Genomic DNA, 22348 nt, shown 5'->3' on the forward strand with positions numbered 1-22348 from the left:
GGTAACGTCATGACCGAACTGCAGCAGGCCGCGCGCCAGGCCCTGGCGCTGATGGACCTCACCAGCCTCAACGACGACGACAGCGATACCGTCATTCGCGAGCTGTGCGCCCGCGCCAACACCCCCGTGGGCCATCCGGCGGCGGTGTGCGTCTTTCCCGCCTTCGTGGCAACCGCGCGTCAGGCGCTGGCCGAGCAGGGCCTGGCCGGCAAGGTGAAGGTGGCCACGGTGACCAATTTTCCCCACGGGGAGGCGGACATCGAGCGCGCCGCAGAGGAGACCCGGGCGGCCATCGCCGCCGGCGCCGACGAGGTCGACGTAGTGTTTCCCTACCGTGCGCTGATGGCGGGCGACGCCGAGGTCGGCCGTAAGCTGGTCGAGGCGTGCAAGCGCGAGTGCGGCGACGCCGTGCTCAAGGTGATCTTGGAAACCGGCGAACTCAAGGACGCCGGGCTGATCGACCGCGCCGGCATGCTGGCCATCGACGGCGGCGCCGACTTCCTCAAGACCTCCACCGGCAAGGTGGCGGTCAACGCCACCCTGAACGCCGCCAAGATCCTGCTCACCGCAATCAAGGCGAGCGGCCGCGACGTGGGCTTCAAGGCCGCCGGCGGGGTGCGCACCGCCGAGGATGCCGCCGCCTACCTGCAGCTCGCCGAGCGGGTGATGAGGGCCGAGTGGATCACGCCGGCGCACTTCCGCTTCGGCGCCTCGGGGCTGCTCGGCAGCCTGCTCGAGACCCTGGGCGTCGAGCAGGACAAGGGCTCGACGGGAGGCTACTGATGGCTTTCCGTGCGCTTCCCCAGGAGCTGATCCGCGCCAAGCGCGACGGCCAGGCGCTCGCCCCCGAGGAGATAGGCGAGCTGGTGACCGGCGTCAGTGACGGCAGCCTCTCCGACGCCCAGGTCGGTGCGCTTGCCATGGCGATCTACCTCAACGGCATGAATGCCGCCGAGACGGTGGCACTGACCGAGGCGGTGCGCGACTCCGGCGAGGTGCTGGTGTGGCGCGGCCTGGGCCAGGGGCTCGACCTGCCGGGGCCGGTGCTCGACAAGCACTCTACCGGCGGAGTGGGCGATCTCGTCTCGCTGGTGCTGGGGCCGTGGATCGCCGCCTGCGGCGGCTACGTGCCGATGGTGTCCGGTCGCGGCCTGGGCCACACCGGCGGCACCCTGGACAAGCTCGAGGCAATTCCTGGCTACGACATTGCCCCCACGCGGGAGCGCTTTCGTCGCCTGGTACGCGAAGCGGGCGTGGCCATCGTCGGCCAGACCGCCGAGCTGGCCCCGGCCGACCGGCGGCTCTACGCCATTCGCGACGTCACCGCCACGGTGGAGTCGCTGCCGCTGATCGTCAGCTCGATCCTCGGCAAGAAGCTGGCCTGCGGCCTCGATGCCCTGGTGATGGACGTCAAGACCGGCAGCGGCGCCTTTATGCCTACTCATGAGGCGTCGTTCGAGCTGGCCAGCACCATCGCCGAGGTGGCCAGCCGCGCCGGCACGCCGACCACTGCGCTGCTCACCGACATGAGCCAGCCGCTGGCGCCCTGCGCCGGCAATGCCGTCGAGGTGCGCGAGGCGATTGCGCTGCTGACTGGTGAAAAGACGGGCGACAAGAGCGGTGATGAGAGCGGTGATAAGAGCGGAGGGCGTCTGCTGGAGGTGACCCGCACGCTTGCCGCCGAGCTGCTGCTGGCCGGCAGGCTGGCCAGGGACCATGAAGGCGCCCTGGCCCTGCTCGACGAGCGGCTCGCCTCGGGGGCTGCCGCCGAGCGCTTCGCGCGCATGGTGGCGGGCCTGGGCGGCCCCGCCGACCTGCTCGAACGACACGACCGCCACCTGCCCGGGGCGGCGGTGGTGCGCCCCGTATACGCCGAGCGCAGCGGGCGGGTCACGCGCATGGATACCCGCGCCCTGGGTCTCGCCGTGGTGACGCTGGGCGGCGGACGTCGTGCGCCGAGCGATGGTATCGATCATTCGGTTGGCCTGAGCGGCATTGCCGCCCTCGGAGAGCCGGTCGATGGCGAACGCCCGCTGGCCTGGGTGCACGCCGGCAGCGAGGCCGATGCCGAGCGCGCCGCCAGCCAGCTGCGCGCGGCCATCGAAGTGAACGACGTCGCACCCGGAGACGTCGTACTGCCTACACTCATTCAAGACGTGATCCGTCGGGAGGCGCCATGACTCGTGCCATCGTGCTGGTACTCGACTCCTTCGGCATCGGCGCGGCCCCCGATGCCGAGCGCTTCGGCGACGCCGGGGCCGACACCCTGGGTCATATCGCCGCTGCCTGCGCCCGTGGACAGTGCGACGGCTCTTTACAGGGCCCCGAAGCCGGCCCACGACTACAGGGCTCCGAAACCGGGCCGACGAATCGGAGAGGACCGCTGGCATTGCCCAACCTGGGCCGGCTGGGGCTGTTCCACGCCCACCGCGAGAGCACCGGCGCCTGGGCCGAGGGCGTCGAGGTGCCGGCCGAGGTGATCGGCGCCTACGGCCACGCCGGGGAGATATCCTCGGGCAAGGACACCCCCTCGGGCCATTGGGAGATCGCCGGGGTGCCGGTGCGCTTCGACTGGGGCTACTTCCTCGAGCGCGAAGAGAGCTTTCCGCCCGAGCTGCTGGCAGCGTTGATCCGCGAGGGCGAGCTGCCCGGCGTACTGGGCAACTGCCACGCCTCGGGCACCGAGATCATCGCCCGGCTGGGCGAGGAGCACGTGGCCAGCGGCAAGCCCATCGTCTACACCTCGGCGGACTCGGTGCTGCAGATCGCCGCCCACGAGGAGAGCTTCGGTCTGGCGCGGCTCCACGCCCTGTGCGAAACCGCCCGACGTCTGCTCGAGCCCTACAACATCGGCCGGGTGATCGCGCGGCCCTTCGTCGGCCGGAACGCGGCGGACTTCACCCGCAGCGCCAACCGCCGCGACTACAGCGTCGAGCCGCCCGCGCCCACGGTGCTGCAGAAGCTGTGCGACGACGGCGGCGAGGTGTTCGCCATCGGCAAGATCGCCGACATCTACGCCCACTGCGGGGTGACGCGCACGCTCAAGGCCAGCGGCCACGATGCGCTGATGGACGCCACCCTGGCCGCCCTGGACGAGGCCGGCGAGCGTTCGCTGGTGATGACCAACTTCGTCGACTTCGACACCCTCTACGGTCACCGGCGCGACGTGGCCGGCTATGCCGCCGCGCTGGAGGCCTTCGATGCGCGGCTGCCCGAACTGCTGGCCAAACTGCGCGACGACGACCTGCTGGTGATCACCGCCGACCACGGCTGCGATCCCACCTGGCACGGCACCGATCACACCCGCGAGCGGGTGCCGGTGCTGGCGCTGGGGGCCGGGCTCGCTCCCGGCTCGCTGGGGGCGCGCGACACTTTCGCTGATATCGGCCAGAGCCTGGCGGTGCACCTGAGCCTGGCGCCCATGGCCGACGGCACAAGCTTTATTGCCTCTCCACCTCAGCCCAAGCCACCCCATACCGACCCTCTCGCTGCATAGGAGCCTGACATGGCGACTCCCCATATTCAGGGTGAACGCGGCATCTTCGCCGACACCGTGCTGATGCCCGGCGACCCGCTGCGCGCCAAGCACATCGCCGAGACCTTCCTCGAGGACGCCCGCGAGGTGAATAGCGTGCGCAACATGCTCGGCTTCACCGGCCGCTATCGCGGCCGCGAGATCTCGGTGATGGGCCACGGCATGGGCATCCCCTCGGTCTCCATCTACGCCAAGGAACTGATCACCGACTATGGCGTGCAGCGCCTGATCCGGGTCGGCTCCTGCGGCGCGGTGCGCGACGACGTGGCGGTGCGCGACGTGGTGATCGGCCTCGGTGCGAGCACCGACTCGGCGGTCAACCGAACCCGCTTCATGGGTCACGACTTCGCCGCCATCGCCGACTTCGATCTGACCCGCCACGCGGTGGACGCCGCCGCGGCCCAGGGCGTGCCGGTGAAGGTGGGCAACCTGTTCTCGGCGGACCTGTTCTACAACCCCCAGGGCGAGCTGTTCGAGCTGATGAAGCGCTACGGCATCGTCGGCGTGGAGATGGAGGCGGCGGGGCTCTACGGCGTGGCGGCGGAGTTCGGCGGCCGGGCGATGACCATCTGCACCGTGTCGGATCACATCCTCAAGGGTGAATCGCTGCCCAGCGAGGCCCGCGAGCGCAGCTTCAACGAGATGGTCGAGGTGGCGCTGGAAGCGGTACTGCGCGACGACACGGCGGGGGCGGCATGAGCCTTGGCATGAGCGACGCCGTCGACCCGGCCATCGTCGGCGCATTGATCGCGGTACGCGGTAACGCCTATGCGCCGTACTCGCAGCATCCGGTGGGCGCCATGGTGGAGAGCGAGAGCGGCGCGCGCTACTTCGGCGCCAACGTCGAGGTGGCCCACTACAAGGGCTTGTGCGCCGAGGCCTCGGCTATCGCCGCCATGGTCAGCGCCGGCGAGCGGCGCCTGCGCCACGTCTACGTGATCGGCCCCGGCGAGCATCTGTGCACCCCATGCGGCGACTGCCGCCAGCGCATCCGCGAATTCGCCGACGCCGAGACCCGTATCCACGTGGTCGACGCCGAGGGCAGGCTGCTCAAGCGCTATACCATGGAGCAGCTCCTGCCCGATGCCTTTGGGCCGGAGAATCTGGGGCTTTGAACGTTAGTCTCTGAGCTCGATGCGCTCGAAATGCGGCGCTAAACGTTTCACCAGCCCGGCGAGCATTGCCCGTGGCGGGGCGTTCTCCACCGGCTGGCAGTAGGCCGGGTCGAGGCACTGGCGGGTGCGGGCCACCTGGATGGCGTAGCGGCGCACGCCGCAGTCGGCCAGGGTCAGCGCCAGGCGCTCCACCTCGGCCAACGAGAAGTCGCGCCAGTGCACGGTGGTGCGACATTCGAAGTCGATGCCACCGTCGAGCAGTGCCATCAGGCTCTGGCTGTTGCGCTGCCAGATGCCGGGACGCCCGCAGATGCGGTCGAAGTCGCCCCCGCGTCCCTTCACGTCGAGCCCCACCCAGTCGAGCCACGGCAGCAGCCGCGAGAGCCGCGCCGGGTAGGGGCCGGCGGTATGCAAGCCGACCTTGAAGCCCATTTCCTTGACCTCGCGTACCGCCGCCGGCAGGGCGTTGTGCAGCGTCGGTTCGCCACCGCTGAACACCACCGCCTCGAGCAGGCCCCGGCGGCTCTCCAGGAACTCACGCACCGCCTGCCACTCGCTCTCGTCACCGCGACGCGGCGCCATCATATGGCCGTTGTGGCAGTAGCCGCAGCGCAGCGGGCAGCCCTGCAGGAACACCACACAGGCCAAATGATCGGGATAGTCCAGGGTGGTCATCTGGGTCATGCCGGCGACGGGCAGGCGAATGCCGTCGAGAGACGCGAAGGGGGGCGGGTCGAGGTCGGTGGCGATCATGGGAGCTTCTCGGCGTGAGACGTGAATGCCGGGCACAGGGCCCGGCAGGTCCGGCGGTCGAATGTCAGGGCGTCAGGGCGGCGGCCCGCTCGGTGAAGTGACGGCGCTCGCGGTGCTCGGAACGCTTGCCGACGTTGAACTGGCTGACCGGGCGGTGGTAGCCCATCACGCGGGTCCAGACCTCGCAGCGCTGGCGTTGTTCGGTGGGCAGGGTGTCGATGTTCGTCATGGCTTGGCTCCTTCCAAAGGGTTGATGACAGCGGTTTAAAACGCTCAGGCCGGTATGGCCGCGGCGCGTCTTGCCAGCAGTGCTTCGTCGCACTTGGGGCAGAACTCGTGTTCGCCGGCCAGGTAGCCGTGCACCGGGCAGATCGAGAAGGTCGGCGTCACGGTGATGTAGGGCAGGCGGAAGCGCGACAGCGCGGTGTGCACCAGCTTGCGGCAGGCAGTGGCGCTGGAGAGCCGCTCGCGCATGTAGAGGTGCAGCACGGTACCGCCGGTGTAGCGGGTCTGCAGCGGGTCCTGGTGAATCAGAGCCTCGAAGGGGTCGTCGGTGTGCCCCACCGGCAGCTGGCTGGAGTTGGTGTAGTAGGGCGCCTCCGGCGTGCCGGCCTGCAAAATGTCCGGGAAGCGCTCGGCGTCGGCGCGGGCGAAGCGGTAGGTGGTGCCCTCCGCCGGGGTTGCTTCCAGGTTGTAGAGGTGGCCGGTCTCGGCCTGGAATTCCTGCATCCTGGCGCGCACGTGATCGAGCACTTCCAGGGCGAGCTGTCGCCCCTCGGGGGCGGTAATGTCGTAGCGGTCTTCCGAGAAGTTGCGCACCATCTCGTTGAGCCCGTTCACGCCCAGGGTGGAGAAGTGGTTGCGCAGGGTGCCCAGGTAGCGCTGGGTATAGGGGTAGAGCCCCTCGTCCATCCACTGCAGGATACGTTCGCGCTTGAGCTCCAGGCTGTCGCGGCCCAGTGCCAGCAGGCGGTCGAGTTCGCGGTACAGGCCCGCCCGGTCGCCGGCGAAGCGATAGCCCAGCCGTGCGCAGTTGAGCGTCACCACCCCCAGCGAGCCGGTCTGCTCGGCGCTGCCGAACAGGCCGTTGCCGCGCTTGAGCAGTTCGGTGAGATCGAGCTGCAGGCGGCAGCACATGGAGCGCACCATGTGCGGCTCCAGATCCGAGTTGAGGAAGTTCTGGAAGTAGGGCAGGCCGTACTTGGCGGTTAGTGCGAACAGCCGCTCGGCGTTGTCGCTCTCCCAGTCGAAATCGGGGGTGATGTTGTAGGTGGGGATGGGGAAGGTGAACACCCGACCCTGGCGGTCGCCGGCCTCCATCACCTCCAGGTAGGCGCGGTTGAGCAGGTCCATCTCCGTCTGCAGCTCGCCGTAGGTGAAGAGCTGCTCCTGGCCGCCGATGATCGGCACCTGGTCGCGCAGGTCCGCCGGACATACCCAGTCGAAGGTGAGGTTGGTGAAGGGCGTCTGGCTGCCCCAGCGCGACGGCACGTTGAGGTTGTAGATGAACTCCTGGATCGCCTGCTTGACGGCCGGATAGTCGAGGCCGTCCCTGCGCACGTAGGGGGCGAGGTAGGTATCGAAGGAGCTGAAGGCCTGGGCGCCGGCCCACTCGTTCTGCAGCGTGCCGAGGAAGTTGACCATCTGCCCCAGGGCGCTGGAGAGGTGGCGTGGCGGGCCGCTCTCGGCGCGACCGGGCACGCCGTTGAAGCCTTCGATCAGCAACTGGCGTAGCGACCAGCCGGCGCAGTAGCCGCACAGCATGTCGAGATCGTGGATGTGCAGGTCGCCTTCGCGGTGGGCGGCGCCGACCTCGGCCGGGTAGACCTCGTCGAGCCAGTAGTTGGCGATCAGCTTGCCCGAGACGTTGAGGATCAGCCCGCCCAGGGAGTAGCCCTGGTTGGCGTTGGCGTGCACGCGCCAGTCGGCGCGTTCGAGGTATTCGTTGACGGTCGAGGCGACGTCGATGCGGCGCGGGCCGGCCTGGCGGATGGGGGCGTTCACCGTAATCTCCCTATATGTGCTGCCATTTGATATTTCTAACCACAATATATGGTGTGTGAAGGCTAATGCCTTCGGCAGCGAGAGAAAATGATCCAGGTCAGAAAAAGGCCAGTCGAAACGTCGAGGAACGACGAACCCCGCCGGTTGGCGGGGTTCGAACACGACCGCAAAGGCGCTCATCGCGGGGCGGTTCAGCTGGCGGTCAGCCGGGTGTTATCCATGCCCGGGCGACCGTGCCAGTAGCCGTCGCACACCTCGGCCTCGACCAGGCTGAGCGGGTCGGCGGCGGGCAACGCGCCGCGGCGAGCGGCGTCGAAGGCGGCGACCACCTCGGCCATGCCCTCGGCGCGGGGGCTCAACCGCGCCACGGCCACACCCATCGAGGCCATGTCGCCGACCTCGTGGCGCAGGTCCTGGCAGGCACCGGAAAGCGTCTGGATGCCGTTGAGGGTGAACACCTCCTTGGATTCCTGGGAGCGCAGCGCCAGGCCTTCCGGGTACTTCTGGCACACGAACTGGCAGCGGTCCTTGGGCTTCTGGTGGCGCCGCGCGGTGAAACAGCGCGACGACCAGGCCAGCGGCAGATGGCCGTAGGCGAACACCTCGCAGGACTGTTCGAGCCCCTCGGTGGCGCAGTCGGCCAGCAGGCGGGCGAGATCGTCGCGGGACATCTCCACCGGGGCCTGCCAGCGCTGCATGCCGGCCCGGGCCATCACGCCGATGGCGGCCGTGTTGTAGAGGTTGAGCGCGGCGCCGGCGACGAAGGGCAGGCCGGCGGCGGCCAGGCGCTGCAGGGCGCTCTGGTCATTGGCCTCGACCATGAACTCGCCGTTGTCGCACAGCTTGCGCAGGTCGCGCAGATCGGCCTCGGACTCGATCAGGGTCTGGCTCGCCAGCACCACCTGCTTGCCGCTCTGGGCCAGCTCGCGGCCGATGCCGAGCCAGTCGTCGAGCTTCATGTCGCGGCGACGCGAGCAGACGGACTCGCCCAGGGTGACGATTTCCACCGGCCAGTCGGCGGCCTCACGGTAGAAGTCGGCGTAGCGCTCGCGGGTCCAGTAGAACAGCACCGGGCCCAGGGCGAGCTGCAGGGAATCGGATGACATGAAAAGCTCCTATTTCCAGCGGCGTTCGTAGGCGCCCAGGGTGGTGGTGGCGCCCTCGGAGACCTCGCCGAGGCCGGCCATCCAGGCGGGATCGGGGTGGAAGCGCTCCGGCGTTCGCTCGAGGCGATCCAGTGCCTGGCGCCAGATACCGGCGACCTTCGACACGTAGGCCGGGCTGCGCTGGCGGCCCTCGATCTTCACCGCGCTGATGCCCAGCTCGCGCAGCTCCGGCAGCAGCTCCAGGGTGTTGAGGCTGGTGGGCTCCTCGATGGCGTGGTAGGTCTCGCCGCCGACCTCGAAGCGCCCCTTGCACAGGGTGGGGTAGCCGGCCCGCTCGCCCTCGCCATATCTGTCGATCAACACGCCGTTCAGGCGCGACTCGAGCCCCTGGGGTGTCTCCTCCCAGCGCACGTGGGCCGCCGGCGAACAGACCCCGCGAGTGTTGGGCGACTCGCCGGTGAGATAGGACGAGAGATAGCAGCGCCCTTCGGCCATGATGCACAGGCTGCCGAAGGCGAATACCTCCAGCTCGACGGGGCTCTGCTTGGCTAGGTCGCGCACCTGGGTGATGGAGAGCACCCGCGGCAGCACGGCGCGCTTGATGCCGAACTGGTCGTGGTAGAAGCGCAGCGCCTCGTGGCTGGTGGCCGAGCCCTGCACCGAGAGGTGGCGGGCGAGGTCCGGGTAGCGCCGGGCGGCATAGTCGAGCAAGCCCATGTCGGCCATGATCAGGGCGTCGACGCCGAGCTCGGCGGCCTGATCCACGGCGCGGGTCCACTGGGCCCAGCCGTCGGGCTGTGGATAGGTGTTGATGGCGCAGAACACCTTCTTGCCGCGGGCATGGGCGTAGTCGATGCCTTCGCGGGCACGCTTGTCGGTGAAATTGAGGCCGGCGAACTGCCGGGCATTGGTGGCGTTCTGGAAGCCGAAGTAGACGGCATCGGCGCCTTCATCCACCGCCCGCTTCAGGGCCGGCAGGTTGCCGGCCGGGCAGACGAGCTCCATGTCGCTCTCCTCGCAGTCTGGTAAACCCGACCATGCTAGTCGACTACGGCAGAGCGGCTTTTGATGAGGGTCATGGCGAGACGGGATAGTCCTGTCTCATAGCCCTGGCTCACAGCCCTATCCTGTGCGCCCGATGGGTGAAGAATATCCCGCTGGGCGATTCGGCCGGCAGCCTGGCCAGCTCCTCGAAGGTGCGGGTGTCGTAGACCACCACCTGGTTGCTGTCGCGAGCCGAGATCCAGATGTGCTCGCCGCGGGGAGTGAACTCCTTGTGCAGGATCGATTCGCCGGGCTCCAGGGTCTGGATCACCTCGTGGGTCTGGGTGTCGATGACTTGCACCTTGTCGTTGAGCGGGTGGGCGAAGGTGACCCACACCTGACGCTCGTCGGGGCGGCTCATGACGAAGATCGGCTGGCCGTGCACTTCGATGCGGTTGGTGAGCGACCAATCGCGGCTGTCGGCCACCAGCACCTCGTTGCGGCCCACGGCGGGGAAGAAGGCCTGGTCGCCGGCCATGGCCCAGCCTTCCAGGTGGGGCATCTTGTACACCGGCAGGCGCTGCTCGCCTTGACCGTAATCTGGCAGGATACGCTGCACGCCATTCTCCGGGTGCCACAGGTCGAGCAGGGCCATGCCGTCCTCGCCGAACAGGCCGGCAATGTAGTAGCGGCCGTTGGCGGTGATCAGGGCGTCGTAAGGCATGCTGCCCACGTCGCGGTACTGGGTCAGCTCGGGCTCGTCCTGGGACATGTCCAGGGTCCAGATCTCGCCGGCCTCGAACAGGCTGAAGACGAAGATATTGCCCGGTACGTCCACCACCCCTACCACCTTGGCCTGGGCCGTGCTTCCGTCCGGCCGTTGATAGGTGGCCGGCACGTCGATGACCAGCTCCATGGTCTCGGTGTCGAACACCTTCACCCCGCCCGGCTCGTAGTTGCCGACCGCCACGAAGCGGCCGTCCTGGGAGATGGCGCCGCCGATGCTGTTGCCACCTTGAATGATGCGCCCGTCGATCTCGCCGGTGAGCAGGTCGAGCCGGGTCAGGCCGCCGTCGCGGCCGAAGACGAAGGCGTAACGCGCATCGCGGGTGAACTTCACCGAGGCGTGGGAGAGATCGCCGAAGCCCTCGACATGCCGCAGCACCTCGCGGCGGGTGGTGTCGACCAGCGCCACGCTGCCGGTGGCGCGCTCGATGACCACGCCGAGGTCGCCGGTACCGCGCAGCTCCCCGTTCAGCGGCGTCTCGGCCAGCGCTTGGCCGGCGGTCAGCAGAGTGAGCGCGCCGCCGGCAAGCAGTGTCTTCAGCGGGTGTGGAATAGCCATGGCCAGTCTCCGGAATCAGTCCTGTTGTAGCGTTTTCAGGCGGTTGTCGGTGCGCAGATGCTCCGCCAGCCAGCGCGCCTCGGCGTCACTCAGCAGGGCCTTCCAGCCCGGCATGGCGCTGCCGGGAATGCCGTGCTGGATGATGTGGGCGAGCGCCTCGGGGCTGAAGCCCTGCATGCGGTCGCGGGGCAGTGCCGGGCCGAGTCCGCCGCGCAGGGTCATGCCGTGGCACGAGCCGCAGTCCTGATAGAGCAGGGTTTCCAGTTCGGCCTGGCGCTGCGGGTCGACGCCATCCGCATGGGGCTCCGCCATGGCGATGCCCGGAAGCATGAGAGCGAGGAATAACGGCAGGGCCGGAAGGTGCATGGGGAGCCTCACGATGCAGCGAAAGTCAGCGTTTGCCGCACCCGCAGCGGGGCGCAGCGTTCACGCAGTGTTGCGCTCCGATCACGCCATTGTTTTGACGAACGTCAATGCCGCGGCAAGTAGCGGCTTCGAGCGCGTGAAAAAGATACTTTGAAAATACCTCTTTTGACCTGTGTCAACGGCAGCGTCGATGGCCGCTTTCAGGGCTGATGTCGCATGTAAGATACCGCTTAAGATCATGCTTCCTTCGGCCTGCCGGGACACTGCCCATGGCTGCACTCGACTCACTCGACCGACGCCTCATCGATGCCTATCAGCGCGACCTGCCGCTCTGCGAGCGGCCTTTCTCGGCCATGGCCGAGCGCCTGGGAGCGAGCGAGGCCGAAGTGATCGAGCGGCTTCAGCGGCTGCAGCATGACCAGGTGCTGAGCCGGGTCGGTCCGGTGTTCGACCATTCCCGCGCCGGCGCCAGCCTGCTGGCAGCGGTGGCGGTGCCCGAGGTCGAGCGCGACCGGGTGGCGGCGGCGATCAACCGCTCACCGGGGGTCAATCACAACTATTTGCGCGAGCATGATTTCAACCTCTGGTTCGTGATGACGGCGGCCGACGAGCTGCAGCTCGAGGCGCGCCTGGAAGCCTTGGAAGAGGAGTTGGGGTATGCGGTGCTGCGTCTGCCGATGGTCGAGGCCTACCACATCGACCTCGGCTTTCCGATTCCCTGGGACGAGCTGGAGACGCCATGAACGGCCTGATTTCGACCGCCACAGCCACATTTAACGCCACCGCTTTTCGCGCGAGCGCATGCCCTGAGCGGCTGCGTTCGCTGCTGGAACGTGGCCTGCCGCTGACCGAACGCCCCTGGCGGGCGCTGGCCGAGCAGTGTGGCATGAGTGAGAGCGAGGTGTTGGTCTGGGTCGAGCGCTGGCAGCGCGAAGGCCTGATCAAGCGCCTGGGGCTGGTGGTGAGGCATCACGCCCTGGGCATGCGCGCCAACGCCATGGTGGTGTGGGACCTGCCCGATGCCGCCGTGGCAGAGGTGGGGAAGCAACTGGCCGCGGAGCCCGCCGTGACGCTCTGTTATCGCCGCCCGCGGCGCCTGCCCGTCTGGCCCTACAACCTGTTCTGTATGATCCACGGCGCCCGCCGCGAGCGGGTGCTGGCAGCGCTCGACGGCATCGTCGAGCGTCATGGCCTGCAGGATGTTCCCCACCGCGTGCTGTTCAGCCTCAAGGCCTACAAGCAGTGCGGCGGGCGCTACGCCCGGGAGAAGCAGCCATGAGTACCCACCGTCACCGGCCCGAGCCGGCCGAACTCGACGCGGCCGACCGGGGCATCGTCAACCGCCTGCAGGACGGCCTGCCGCTGGTCGAGCGCCCCTACGCCGCGGTGGCCGCCGAACTCGGCCTCTCCGAAGGCGAGCTGCTCTATCGCCTGGAGCGGCTGTTGGAGGATGGCGTGCTGAGCCGCTTCGGCCCGATGTACCACGCCGAGCGCCTGGGCGGCGGCCTGACCCTGGCGGCGCTGGAAGTGCCGGAAGCCGACTTCGAGCGGGTCACTACGGCGGTCAACGCCTTTCCCGAGGTGGCCCACAACTACCGCCGCGAGCACCGCCTCAACATGTGGTTCGTGCTGGCCACCGAAACCCCCGAGCGTATCGGCGAGACCATCGCGGCGATCGAGGCCACCACCGGCCTGGCGGTGTTCAACATGCCCAAGCAGGAGGAATTCCATGTCCGTCTCCACCTGCCCGTCTGAGCCGCTGGCCGAAGCCGCCGGCGCACACGGCCTCGACGCCATCGACCGCGCCATCGTGCTGGCCACCCAAGCCGGCCTGCCGCTGGTGCCGGATCCCTGGAGCGCGGTGGGTGGGCCGCTCGGTCTCGCCGGCGAAGAGGTTCGCGCGCGCATGCAGCGCATGCAGCAGAGCGGTGTGATCCGCCGCATCGCCGCGGTACCCAACCACTATCGGCTGGGCTACGTGGCCAACGGCATGACCGTATGGGACGTGGACGATGCCCACATCGAGCGCCTGGGGCGCGAAGTGGCCGCCATCCGCGGCGTGAGCCACTGCTATCGTCGCCCACGCCACCTGCCCGAGTGGCCCTACAACCTGTTCGTGATGCTGCACGGCAAGAGCCAGGCCGAGGTCGAGCGCCAGGCCGAGGCGCTGCGCGAGATGCTAGGCGAGGCCTGCCGCGACCACCGCATCCTGTACAGCTCCCGCATTCTCAAGAAGACCGGCCTGCGGCTCGCCCGCCGGCCCGGTCCGCCGCGCTGAGGCCTGCGCCGCGCCAGAGGAGGTTTCCATGTTCCGTGTCACTCGCTACGTCAAATCGCTGTTCGAGCCCTCGCCCCAAGGGAGGGAAACCGGCACCGCGCCGCCCAAGCCCCCCGGCCCGGTGGTGATCTGGAACCTGATCCGCCGCTGCAACCTGACCTGCAAGCACTGCTACACCGTCTCGGCGGACGTCGACTTCAAGGGCGAACTCTCAACCGAGGAGGTCTTCAGCGTCCTCGACGACCTCAAGCGCTTTCGCGTGCCGGCGCTGATCCTCTCTGGCGGCGAGCCGCTGATGCGGCCCGACATCTTCGAGATTTCTCGGCGCGCCAAGGAGCTCGGCATCTATACCGGGCTCTCCACCAACGGCACCCTGATCGACGAGAGCAATATTGCGCAGATCGCCGAGTGTGGCTACGACTACGTGGGCATCAGCATCGACGGCCTTGAGGCCACCCACGACGAGTTCCGTCGGCGCAAGGGGGCGTTCCGCGAGTCGATGCATGCGGTCAAGCTGTGCAAGCAGCACGGCATCAAGGTGGGGCTGCGCTTCACCCTGACCCAGCAGAACTACGAGCAGCTCGACGCCATCCTGGCGCTGATCGACGAGCACGACGTCGACAAGTTCTACCTCTCGCACCTCAACTACGGCGGGCGTGGCCACCGTCATCGCAAGCAGGACGCCTGGTACCAGATGACCCGCGACGCCATGACCCGGCTGTTCGACCACTGCCGGGCCGAGCTCGAACGCGGTGTCGAGCGCGAGTACGTCACCGGCAACAACGACGCCGACGGCCCCTTCCTGCTGATGTGGGCTCGCGAGCACTTTCCCGACCGGGTCGAGGCGCTGGAGCGGCGCCTGACCCACTGGGGCGGCAACGCCTCGGGGGAGTACATCGCCAACATCGACAACCTGGGCATCGTGCACCCGGACACCTTCTGGTGGGACCACGCCATCGGCAACGTGCGCCAGCGGCCGTTCTCGGAGATCTGGCGCGACAGCCAGGACGAGCTGATGCAGGGCTTCCGTCAGCGTCCGCGGCCGCTCAAGGGGCGCTGCGCCGAGTGCCGCTTTCTTGCCATCTGCAACGGCAACACTCGGGTGCGGGCGTGGAAGGTGACCGGCGACCCCTGGGAGGAGGATCCCGGCTGCTACCTCAGCAACGAGGAGATCGGAGTGGAAGAAGAGCGCCAGCGGCGCGTGGCCGCCCCCTTCGACACGATTCAGGCCGTCGAGCTGTAGGCCTCGGAACACCCATATCGGAACACGAAAAAAAGACCGTTTGACGCTTCGGGGAGAGGCCGATCATGACAACACACCGCCAATCGAGACATCCGGGTTTCGAGCTCGACGAGGCACCGCTGGCGCCCGGCGAGGTCGCCATCGTCGGCGCCGGCCCCGGCGACCCGGGCCTGCTCACCCTGCGCGCCCTGTCACTGCTGCAGCAGGCCGACTGCCTGGTGTTCGACCGGCTGGTGTCCGAGGAGGTGCTGGCGCTGGCCCGCCCCGAGGCGCAGCGCTACTACGTGGGCAAGGCCTCGAGCCACCATTCGCTGCCCCAGGAGGAGACCAACGCCCTGCTGGTCGAGCTGGCTCGTGCGGGCAAGCGGGTGCTGCGGCTCAAGGGCGGCGACCCCTACATCTTCGGCCGCGGCGGCGAGGAGGCCGAGTATCTGGTCGAGTGCGGCGTCAGCTTTCGTGTGGTGCCCGGCATCACCTCGGCCTCGGGCTGCTCCAGCTACGCCGGTTTCCCGCTCACCCACCGCGACCACGCCCAGAGCGTGACCTTCGTCACCGGCCACGCCAAGGCCGACGGCGAGCTGGCGCTGGACTGGGCTGCGCTGGCGGTTCCCCATCACACCGCGGTGTTCTACATGGGCCTGGCCAACGCCAGGCTGATCAGCACCGAGCTGCAGCGTCACGGCCTGCCGGCGGAGCACCCGGTGGCGCTGGTGGAACGTGGCACCACTCCCCAGCAGCGCAACGTCTTCGCCACCTTGGGCGATCTGGTGGAAACGATCGAGCGCGAGGGGCTCAAGCCGCCCACGCTGATCGTGGTGGGCGAGGTGGTGCGCCTGGCCGACGTCCTGGCCCTCGGCATGACCCGGCTGACCCGCAGCGATATCGACTCGACCCTGGCCGTGGGAGGGCTGGCACTGTGAAACTCTCCAGGCTATTCATTGGGGGCCTGCTGGGCCTGACCGTTCCCGCCGTCCCGGCGCTGGCCGACGAGCCCGACGCCAACGTGCTCTACAATCACCACTGCGCCATCTGCCACGGCGTGAGCCGCCTCGGCGGCATCGGCCCGGCGCTGCTACCCGACAACCTCTCGCGGCTCAAGCACGCCGAGGCGGTCGAGGTGATCCGCGATGGCCGCGCCGCCACCCAAATGCCCGCCTACGGTGAGCTGCTCGGCGAGGCCGAGATCGCCGCCCTGGCGGAGTGGATCTACGAGCCGCCGGAGGTCGAGCCGAGCTGGAGCGATGCGGACATCCTGGCCAGCCACGTGGTCAGCCACGCCTATGGCACGCTGCCCGACGAACCGGTGTTCGAGGTCGAGGATCTCAAGAACCTGTTCATCGTGGTGGAGATCGGCGATCACCACGTCAGTCTGCTCGACGGCGACCGCTTCGAGCGCATCACCCGCTTCCCTAGTCGTTATGCGCTGCATGGCGGGCCCAAGTACACCCCGGACGGCCGCTACGTGTTCTTCGGCTCCCGCGACGGCTGGGTGACCAAGTACGACATCTACAACCTCGAGGTCACCGCCGAGGTGCGTGCCGGCATCAACATGCGCAACATCGCGGTATCCGCCGACGGCAACTACGTGCTGGCTGGCAACTACCTGCCGCATACCCTGGTGCTGCTGGATGCGCGCAACCTGGAGCTGATCGCCTCCATCCCGGTGGAAGGCCTCAACGGCGAGACCTCACGGGTCAGCGCCGTCTATACCGCACCGCCGCGCAACAGCTTCGTCGCCGCCCTGCGCGACATCCCCGAGGTGTGGGAGATCCGCTGGCCCGAGGAGCGGGCCGAAGGGGACGAGGCACTGGTCGGCGACTTCGCCCTGCACCGCATGGAGGCGCCGGACTACCTCGACGACTTCTTCTTCGACATGGAGTACCGCTACCTGGTCGGCGCCGCTCGCGGCGGCAAGGGCGGCCAGGTGTTCGACATGGACGAGGAGGTCAAGGTCGCCGACCTGCCGCTGGAGGGCATGCCGCACCTGGGCGCCGGCATCACCTGGGAACTCGATGGGCGCCGGGTGATGGCGATGCCGCACATCGACAAGGGGCAGGTCTCGGTGTTCGACATGACCGACTGGTCGCTGATCACCCATATCGAGACCGATGGTCCCGGCTTCTTCATGCGCAGCCACGAGAACTCGCCCTACGCCTGGGTCGACGTCTTCTTCGGTCCCAACCACGACCGCATCCACGTGATCGACAAGCAGAGCCTGGAGATCGTCGAGACGCTGATCCCCGAACCGGGCAAGACCGCTGCCCACGTCGAGTTCGACCGACGCGGCGAGACCCTGCTGCTGAGTATCTGGGACGACGACGGCTACCTGCTGTGGCTCGACGCCAACACCCTGGAGGAGCTGGGGCGCATGCCGATGAAGCGGCCATCGGGCAAGTACAATGTGTGGAATAAGACCCAATACGAAGAAGGCACCAGCCATTAGTAATCATTGGCTGCGCGGGCGATTAAAAAGAAGCATTCTTGATACTCGTCATGAAGCCGCCCGACGCGAATCGCCATAATGGATTCATCCAAGCATTCAAGTCGGGTATGCCGCCATGAACACTGCTTCCCCTGCTCCCAACCAGCCGCGCCTGCCCCTGGCGCGGCTGGCGTTTCGTCCCTTCTTCCTGCTGGCGTCGCTGTTCAGCGTGCTGGCCATGGTGGTGTGGTTCGCCTTCTGGCACGGCGACATCCTGCTGCGCCCCCACGGCGGGCTGATGTGGTGGCACCAGCACGAGATGATCTTCGGCTTCGGTGCCGCCGTGGTAGTGGGCTTCCTGCTCACTGCGGTGCAGAACTGGACCGGCCGGCCGAGCCTGAGCGGCGCGCCTCTACTAGGCTTGGTGGCGCTGTGGCTAGCGGCCCGCATCACCCTGGCGTTTCCCATGGGGCTGCCGGTATGGCTGCTGATCGTGCTCGACGTGGCCTTCCTGCCGCTGGCGGCGCTGGTCATGGGGCGCCTGGTGGTAGCGGTGAAACTGTGGCGCAACCTGATGTTCGTTCCGGTACTGCTGCTGCTGGCCGGGGCTAATCTGGCCATGCACCTGGGCGTGGCCCAGGGCAAGTTCACGCTGATTCGCGAAGGGGGCTATCTCGGCGTACTACTGATCGCGGTGCTGATGGTGTTACTCGGTGGACGGGTGATCCCCTTCTTCACTTCTCGCAAGCTGGGGCGGCCGCAGCCGGCGGCGATCCCGGCACTGGAGCGGCTGACTCTGGGCTCGATGCTGGCGATCGTGCTGCTGCAACTTGCAGCGCTGCTCGGTGCCGTCGTGCCGCCTGTGCTGATGGCCAGCGTGATGCTGGTGGCGGCGGCAGCCAGTCTGATACGTCTGGTGCGCTGGGAAGGGCATCGCACCCTGCGTGAGCCGCTGCTGTGGGGCCTGCACCTGAGCTACGCCTTCGTGCCGCTCGGTCTGACGATGTGGGCCATGGCGCTGATGGGTGCCTTCCGCGTCGAGCTAGCCGTGCATGCCCTGGCCATCGGCGGCATTGCGACGATGATGCTGGCGATGATGGCGCGGGTCTCGCTCGGGCACACCGGGCGCGAGATTCGCACCCTGCCGGGCATCGGCGTGGGCCTGGCGCTGATGTTCGCCGGGGCTCTGCTGCGCTCGCCGATCCTCGCCATGTTCCCGCAGATCACCCACTGGACCTACAATCTGAGCATCATCTTCTGGTGTATCGCCTACCTCATCTTCCTGTTTCACTATACGCTGCCACTCATGAGTGCCCGCGTAGACGGTCAAAGGGGATAGACGGTCAGCGGGGATAGAGGCCGAGGCAATAACAGGCCGGCAAGGACGGAGCCAGTCGATGATCGAGTACTATTCACTGATCAAGCACCTGCACATGACCACCGCGGTGCTCAGTATCACCTTCTTCATCGTGCGCGCCTGGTGGTCGGTGCGCGAGACTTCCCTGCTGCAGCGGCGTTGGGTGAGGGTCCTGCCCCACATCAACGACACCCTGCTGCTGCTGCTGGGGCTCACCTTGATGACGATGCTTTCCATGTGGCCGCAGCACCATCCATGGCTGGCCGCCAAGCTGCTGGGCCTGCTCGGCTACATCCTGCTCGGCACCGTGGCGATCAAGCGCGGGCGCACGCCGATGTCGCGGGGGCTAGCCGCGCTGGCCGCCATCGTGGTGTTCGTTTACATCATGGGCACGGCCATGACCAAGGACCCCTGGTTCTTCCTGCCCCTTTGAGACGGCTTTCTACGACGCTGCAGGCTTCTATACTGAAGCCTGCCGAGACATTCACGACAAGACGAGGAAAAACCACATGGCCAATCAAGATCTTCCTTCCGGTGCCGGCAAGGTGGCCGACGACTATCCCGAGGTGTGGCGCGCCTATGCTGCGCTGGGCAAGGCGTGCGCCGAAGCGGGGCCGCTGGATGACCGCACGCGGCGTCTGGTCAAGCTGGCGCTGGCGGTGGGCGGCGGCTCGGAGGGGGCCGTGCATTCCCATATGCGCCGCGCCATGGACGAAGGCATCGAACCGGAGGCCTTGAAGCAGGTGGCCATGCTGGCGATTCCTACCCTGGGGCTGCCGGCGGGGGTGGCGGCACTGACCTGGATCGAGGACATCACCAACGCATGAAGACGAACGACTGACGGGCGGGCCCCAGCGGCCCGCCGTGCGACATTCCACCGCTCTCTGAAAGCCCCGCTCTCTCTCTGCTCCCGCCTTTCATCACCGCCGATTTGACGAAGGTCAATGCTACCCCTCAGCCATGGTTGTACTCTTAAGATGCATTATAGATGCTTGTTTAAGGGGTGGGGCTCGCCGACTTCGGTCGCAGGTCCCTGAAGTGTCACCAGCGAGGGGGAAAGGCCCATGACCGAAGGCCTCACCAAGGCGGCGGCCCGTAATATCTTTTACGGCGGCTCGCTCTTCTTTTTCCTGCTGTTTGCCGCACTTACGGCTCACAGCCATTTCTACATCGTCAATACCTCGACCCAGCCCATGTCGGACTCCGTGCGCCTGGGCAAGCACGTGTGGGAAGAGCACAACTGTATCAACTGTCACACCATCCTCGGCGAAGGCTCCTACTTCGCGCCTGAGGTCGGCAACGTCTGGACCCGCTTCGGCGGACGCGACAACCCCGAGGCTGCCCGCATGGCGCTGACGGCGTGGATGAACGCCCAGCCCACCGGTGCCCCCGGCCGTCGCCAGATGCCGGCTCACGACATCAACGACGAAGAGATGCGGGCGCTGATCGACTTCCTGGAGTGGACCGATTCCATCGACACCCAGGGCTGGCCGCCGCACCCGGCGGGCTGATCCCCCTTCCAGGAACCAAGGAGTCGAACGATGAAATACGAAACGCAGAAGGTGGCCTTGCCGTTCTTCATGCTGGCAATGGCACTATTTGCTCTACAGATCATCTTCGGACTGGCGGCGGCGGCAGCCTACGTGTGGCCGCACTTCATGTCCGAGGCGATGCCCTTCAACATCACCCGTACCAGCCATACCAACCTCTTGATCGTGTGGCTTCTGATCGGCTTCATGGGTAGCACCTACTACCTGATGCCGGAAGAGGCGGAGAACGAGATCTACAGTCCCAAGCTGGCCTACTTCCAGCTGCTGCTGTTCGCCATTGCCGGCGCCGGCGCGCTGATCAGCTACCAGTTCGGCATTCACGAGGGGCGTCACTACCTCGAGCAGCCGCTGTGGGCGAAGCTGATGATCACCGTCTCGTTCCTGATGTTCCTGTTCAACACCAGCCTGACCATGCTCAAGGGCCGCAAGACCGCCATCAACATGGTGCTGATGCTGGGCCTGTGGCTGGCCGCGGTGTTCTGGCTGTTCGCCTTCTACAACCCCGACAACCTGGCGCTCGACAAGCTGTGGTGGTGGTGGATCGTGCACATCTGGGTCGAGGGCGTGTGGGAACTGATCATGGCCTCGCTGCTCGGCTATCTGCTGATCAAGATGACCGGCGTCGACCGTGAGATCATCGAGAAGTGGCTCTACGTGATCGTCGGCCTGGCGCTGTTCTCCGGCCTGCTGGGTACCGGCCACCACTACTACTGGATCGGCACCCCCGGCTACTGGCAGCCGATCGGCAGCATCTTCTCCACCCTGGAGGTGATTCCGTTCTTCGCCATGGTGGTGTTCGCCTTCTACATGTTCTGGAAGGGCAGCCGTAACCACCCCAACAAGGCCGCCATGCTGTGGACCCTGGGCTGTGCCGCCGTGGCTTTCTTCGGCGCCGGCGTGTGGGGCTTCATGCACACCCTGTCGTGGATCAACTACTACACCCACGGCACTCAGATCACCGCCGCCCATGGCCACCTGGCCTTCTACGGCGCCTACGTGATGCTGATCATGGGCATCATTACCTACGCCATGCCGCAGCTGCGCCGCGTGCAGCCCTACAACCAGGTGCTCAACATGTGGGCGTTCTGGATCATGACCTCGGCCATGTGGTTCATGACCTTCACCCTGACCTTCGCCGGTGTGGTGCAGACCCACCTGCAGCGGGTACTGGGCATGAACTTCATGCAGGTGCAGGCACAGCTCGAGCTGTTCTACGTGATGCGCTTCGGCACCGGCATCTTCGTTGCCCTCGCCGCCGCCATGTTCTTCTACGCGGTGTTCGGGCCGGCCCGTGAGCAGGTAGGCGCTCACGTCAGGCAGCCCTCCATCGTCGCCACCGAGTGAGCCAGGGACGGGGCGGCATGCCGCCCCGTCCTCTTCTCTCCCGGCTCTTCTTTCTTGGAGGTTTCGCCATGTATACCGCTAGCGCCACCAACGCTGCTTCCGCCTTTGCGCGCGAGCTGCCCTACTACGAGCCGGTCGGCAACGAGTGCGCGCTGTTCGAGCAGGCGTACCGGCAGCGCCTGCCGCTGCTGCTCAAGGGGCCGACCGGCTGCGGCAAGACCCGCTTCGTCAGTCACATGGCGGCCAAGCTGGGGCGCCCGCTGTTCACCGTTTCCTGCCACGATGACCTCACCGCCGCCGACCTCACCGGCCGCTACCTGCTGCAGGGCGGCGAGACCCGCTGGGTCGACGGCCCGCTGACCCGCGCCGTGCGCGAGGGCGGCATCTGCTACCTCGACGAGGTGGTGGAAGCCCGCAAGGACGTCACCGTGGTGCTGCACCCGCTTACCGACGACCGCCGCATGCTGCCGCTGGAAAGAACCGGCGAGCTGCTCGAGGCGCCGGACGATTTCATGCTGGTGGTCTCCTACAACCCCGGCTATCAGCACATTCTCAAGTCGCTCAAGCCGAGCACCCGCCAGCGCTTCGTGGCGATGTCGTTCGACTTCCCGCCGCCGCGGGTGGAGTGCGACATCGTCGCCCGCGAGAGCGGCCTTTCCCATGAGCGCTGCGCCGCGCTGGTCAACCTGGCCGGGCGCCTGCGCGAACTCAAGGGCCAGGACCTGGAAGAGGGGGTCTCCACCCGCCTGCTGGTTTACTGCGCCACCCTGATCAATGCCGGCATGCCGATCCTCGAGGCCACCCGTGCCACTCTGGTCGAGCCGCTCTCGGACGATCTGGACGTGCAGGAAGGGTTGATGGAGTCGATTCGCGCCACTTTCGGCTGAGGAAGCACTGACACATTACTGCGCTCGATATCCTGACCGCCGGCGGTGCTCGGAATCCT

General features: G+C 67.2%; 25 protein-coding genes. 18 read left to right on the plus strand and 7 right to left on the minus strand.

The window, feature by feature from the left end:
- Positions 1-9: 9 nt before the first annotated feature.
- Genes deoC through cdd form a run of 5 tightly spaced genes read left to right on the plus strand, consistent with a single transcriptional unit; the run spans position 10 to position 4650 of the window.
- A complete protein-coding gene (gene deoC / locus HOP58_RS13375; protein ID WP_234260562.1) occupies positions 10-783 on the plus strand; it encodes a deoxyribose-phosphate aldolase in 774 nt (257 codons plus the stop codon).
- Complete coding sequence (deoA, locus tag HOP58_RS13380; RefSeq protein ID WP_234260563.1) at positions 783-2180, plus strand: thymidine phosphorylase; 1398 nt, start codon at positions 783-785, stop codon at positions 2178-2180. Before deoC ends, deoA begins: the two co-directional genes overlap by 1 nt.
- The gene (locus HOP58_RS13385) at positions 2177-3496 is read left to right on the plus strand and encodes a phosphopentomutase (RefSeq protein ID WP_234260564.1); all 1320 of its coding nucleotides are present in this window, start codon (positions 2177-2179) and stop codon (positions 3494-3496) included. The genes deoA and HOP58_RS13385 overlap by 4 nt, the downstream gene beginning before the upstream one ends.
- Positions 3497-3505: 9 nt before the next feature.
- Positions 3506-4234 (plus strand): purine-nucleoside phosphorylase, encoded by a 729-nt coding sequence (gene deoD / locus HOP58_RS13390; protein ID WP_234260565.1) that lies wholly within the window; start codon positions 3506-3508, stop codon positions 4232-4234.
- Between the two features lie 8 nt (positions 4235-4242).
- Positions 4243-4650: a cytidine deaminase gene (cdd, locus tag HOP58_RS13395; RefSeq protein ID WP_234260566.1), complete on the plus strand. Its 408-nt coding sequence runs from the start codon at positions 4243-4245 to the stop codon at positions 4648-4650.
- A gap of 3 nt (positions 4651-4653) precedes the next feature.
- Here the strand turns inward: cdd and HOP58_RS13400 are convergent, their stop codons facing one another.
- The 7 genes from HOP58_RS13400 to HOP58_RS13430 form a co-directional block, all read right to left on the minus strand.
- Complete coding sequence (locus tag HOP58_RS13400; RefSeq protein ID WP_234260567.1) at positions 4654-5403, minus strand: anaerobic ribonucleoside-triphosphate reductase activating protein; 750 nt, start codon at positions 5401-5403, stop codon at positions 4654-4656.
- A 64-nt stretch (positions 5404-5467) separates the two neighbouring features.
- A complete protein-coding gene (gene nrdD / locus HOP58_RS13405) occupies positions 5468-5632 on the minus strand; it encodes an anaerobic ribonucleoside-triphosphate reductase (RefSeq protein ID WP_066447604.1) in 165 nt (54 codons plus the stop codon).
- Between the two features lie 44 nt (positions 5633-5676).
- Entirely contained in the window at positions 5677-7407 is a 1731-nt protein-coding gene (locus HOP58_RS13410; protein ID WP_234260568.1) for a ribonucleoside triphosphate reductase, read from the minus strand.
- A gap of 191 nt (positions 7408-7598) precedes the next feature.
- Complete coding sequence (locus tag HOP58_RS13415; protein WP_010626227.1) at positions 7599-8513, minus strand: U32 family peptidase; 915 nt, start codon at positions 8511-8513, stop codon at positions 7599-7601.
- Between the two features lie 9 nt (positions 8514-8522).
- The gene (locus HOP58_RS13420) at positions 8523-9518 is read right to left on the minus strand and encodes a peptidase U32 family protein (RefSeq protein WP_010626228.1); all 996 of its coding nucleotides are present in this window, start codon (positions 9516-9518) and stop codon (positions 8523-8525) included.
- Between the two features lie 109 nt (positions 9519-9627).
- Positions 9628-10842: a cytochrome D1 domain-containing protein gene (locus tag HOP58_RS13425; protein WP_276574763.1), complete on the minus strand. Its 1215-nt coding sequence runs from the start codon at positions 10840-10842 to the stop codon at positions 9628-9630.
- Positions 10843-10857: 15 nt separating this feature from the next.
- A complete protein-coding gene (locus tag HOP58_RS13430; RefSeq protein ID WP_010626230.1) occupies positions 10858-11208 on the minus strand; it encodes a cytochrome c in 351 nt (116 codons plus the stop codon).
- A 269-nt stretch (positions 11209-11477) separates the two neighbouring features.
- Here HOP58_RS13430 and HOP58_RS13435 point away from each other — a divergent pair, with 269 nt between their 5' ends.
- From HOP58_RS13435 to HOP58_RS13495, 13 genes are all read left to right on the plus strand, one after another.
- Positions 11478-11951: an Lrp/AsnC family transcriptional regulator gene (locus HOP58_RS13435; RefSeq protein ID WP_234260569.1), complete on the plus strand. Its 474-nt coding sequence runs from the start codon at positions 11478-11480 to the stop codon at positions 11949-11951.
- The gene (locus HOP58_RS13440) at positions 11948-12487 is read left to right on the plus strand and encodes an AsnC family protein (RefSeq protein ID WP_234260570.1); all 540 of its coding nucleotides are present in this window, start codon (positions 11948-11950) and stop codon (positions 12485-12487) included. The genes HOP58_RS13435 and HOP58_RS13440 overlap by 4 nt, the downstream gene beginning before the upstream one ends.
- On the plus strand, positions 12484-12963 hold the full coding sequence (locus HOP58_RS13445; protein ID WP_010626234.1) for an AsnC family transcriptional regulator: 480 nt from the start codon (positions 12484-12486) through the stop codon (positions 12961-12963). The genes HOP58_RS13440 and HOP58_RS13445 overlap by 4 nt, the downstream gene beginning before the upstream one ends.
- On the plus strand, positions 12938-13486 hold the full coding sequence (locus HOP58_RS13450; RefSeq protein WP_234260571.1) for an Lrp/AsnC family transcriptional regulator: 549 nt from the start codon (positions 12938-12940) through the stop codon (positions 13484-13486). Before HOP58_RS13445 ends, HOP58_RS13450 begins: the two co-directional genes overlap by 26 nt.
- A 28-nt stretch (positions 13487-13514) precedes the next feature.
- Positions 13515-14729: a heme d1 biosynthesis radical SAM protein NirJ gene (gene nirJ, locus HOP58_RS13455; protein WP_234260572.1), complete on the plus strand. Its 1215-nt coding sequence runs from the start codon at positions 13515-13517 to the stop codon at positions 14727-14729.
- A gap of 65 nt (positions 14730-14794) precedes the next feature.
- On the plus strand, positions 14795-15649 hold the full coding sequence (cobA, locus tag HOP58_RS13460; RefSeq protein WP_010626237.1) for a uroporphyrinogen-III C-methyltransferase: 855 nt from the start codon (positions 14795-14797) through the stop codon (positions 15647-15649).
- Complete coding sequence (locus tag HOP58_RS13465) at positions 15646-17172, plus strand: nitrite reductase (protein ID WP_234260573.1); 1527 nt, start codon at positions 15646-15648, stop codon at positions 17170-17172. Before cobA ends, HOP58_RS13465 begins: the two co-directional genes overlap by 4 nt.
- Positions 17173-17287: 115 nt before the next feature.
- Positions 17288-18490, plus strand: coding sequence for an NnrS family protein (locus HOP58_RS13470; protein WP_234260574.1), 1203 nt, complete (start codon positions 17288-17290; stop codon positions 18488-18490).
- A gap of 58 nt (positions 18491-18548) precedes the next feature.
- Positions 18549-18941, plus strand: coding sequence for a SirB2 family protein (locus HOP58_RS13475; RefSeq protein ID WP_010626240.1), 393 nt, complete (start codon positions 18549-18551; stop codon positions 18939-18941).
- A gap of 76 nt (positions 18942-19017) precedes the next feature.
- Complete coding sequence (locus HOP58_RS13480; protein WP_234260575.1) at positions 19018-19335, plus strand: carboxymuconolactone decarboxylase family protein; 318 nt, start codon at positions 19018-19020, stop codon at positions 19333-19335.
- Positions 19336-19572: 237 nt separating this feature from the next.
- On the plus strand, positions 19573-20019 hold the full coding sequence (locus HOP58_RS13485) for a cytochrome c (RefSeq protein ID WP_010626242.1): 447 nt from the start codon (positions 19573-19575) through the stop codon (positions 20017-20019).
- 30 nt (positions 20020-20049) lie between these two features.
- The gene (locus HOP58_RS13490; protein WP_234260576.1) at positions 20050-21402 is read left to right on the plus strand and encodes a cbb3-type cytochrome c oxidase subunit I; all 1353 of its coding nucleotides are present in this window, start codon (positions 20050-20052) and stop codon (positions 21400-21402) included.
- Between the two features lie 68 nt (positions 21403-21470).
- Positions 21471-22289: a CbbQ/NirQ/NorQ/GpvN family protein gene (locus tag HOP58_RS13495; protein WP_234260577.1), complete on the plus strand. Its 819-nt coding sequence runs from the start codon at positions 21471-21473 to the stop codon at positions 22287-22289.
- The last annotated feature ends 59 nt before the right edge of the window (positions 22290-22348 follow it).

The sequence above is a fragment of the Halomonas sp. MCCC 1A11062 genome, assembly GCF_021404355.1.
Taxonomy (GTDB): Bacteria; Pseudomonadota; Gammaproteobacteria; order Pseudomonadales; family Halomonadaceae; genus Halomonas; species Halomonas aerodenitrificans.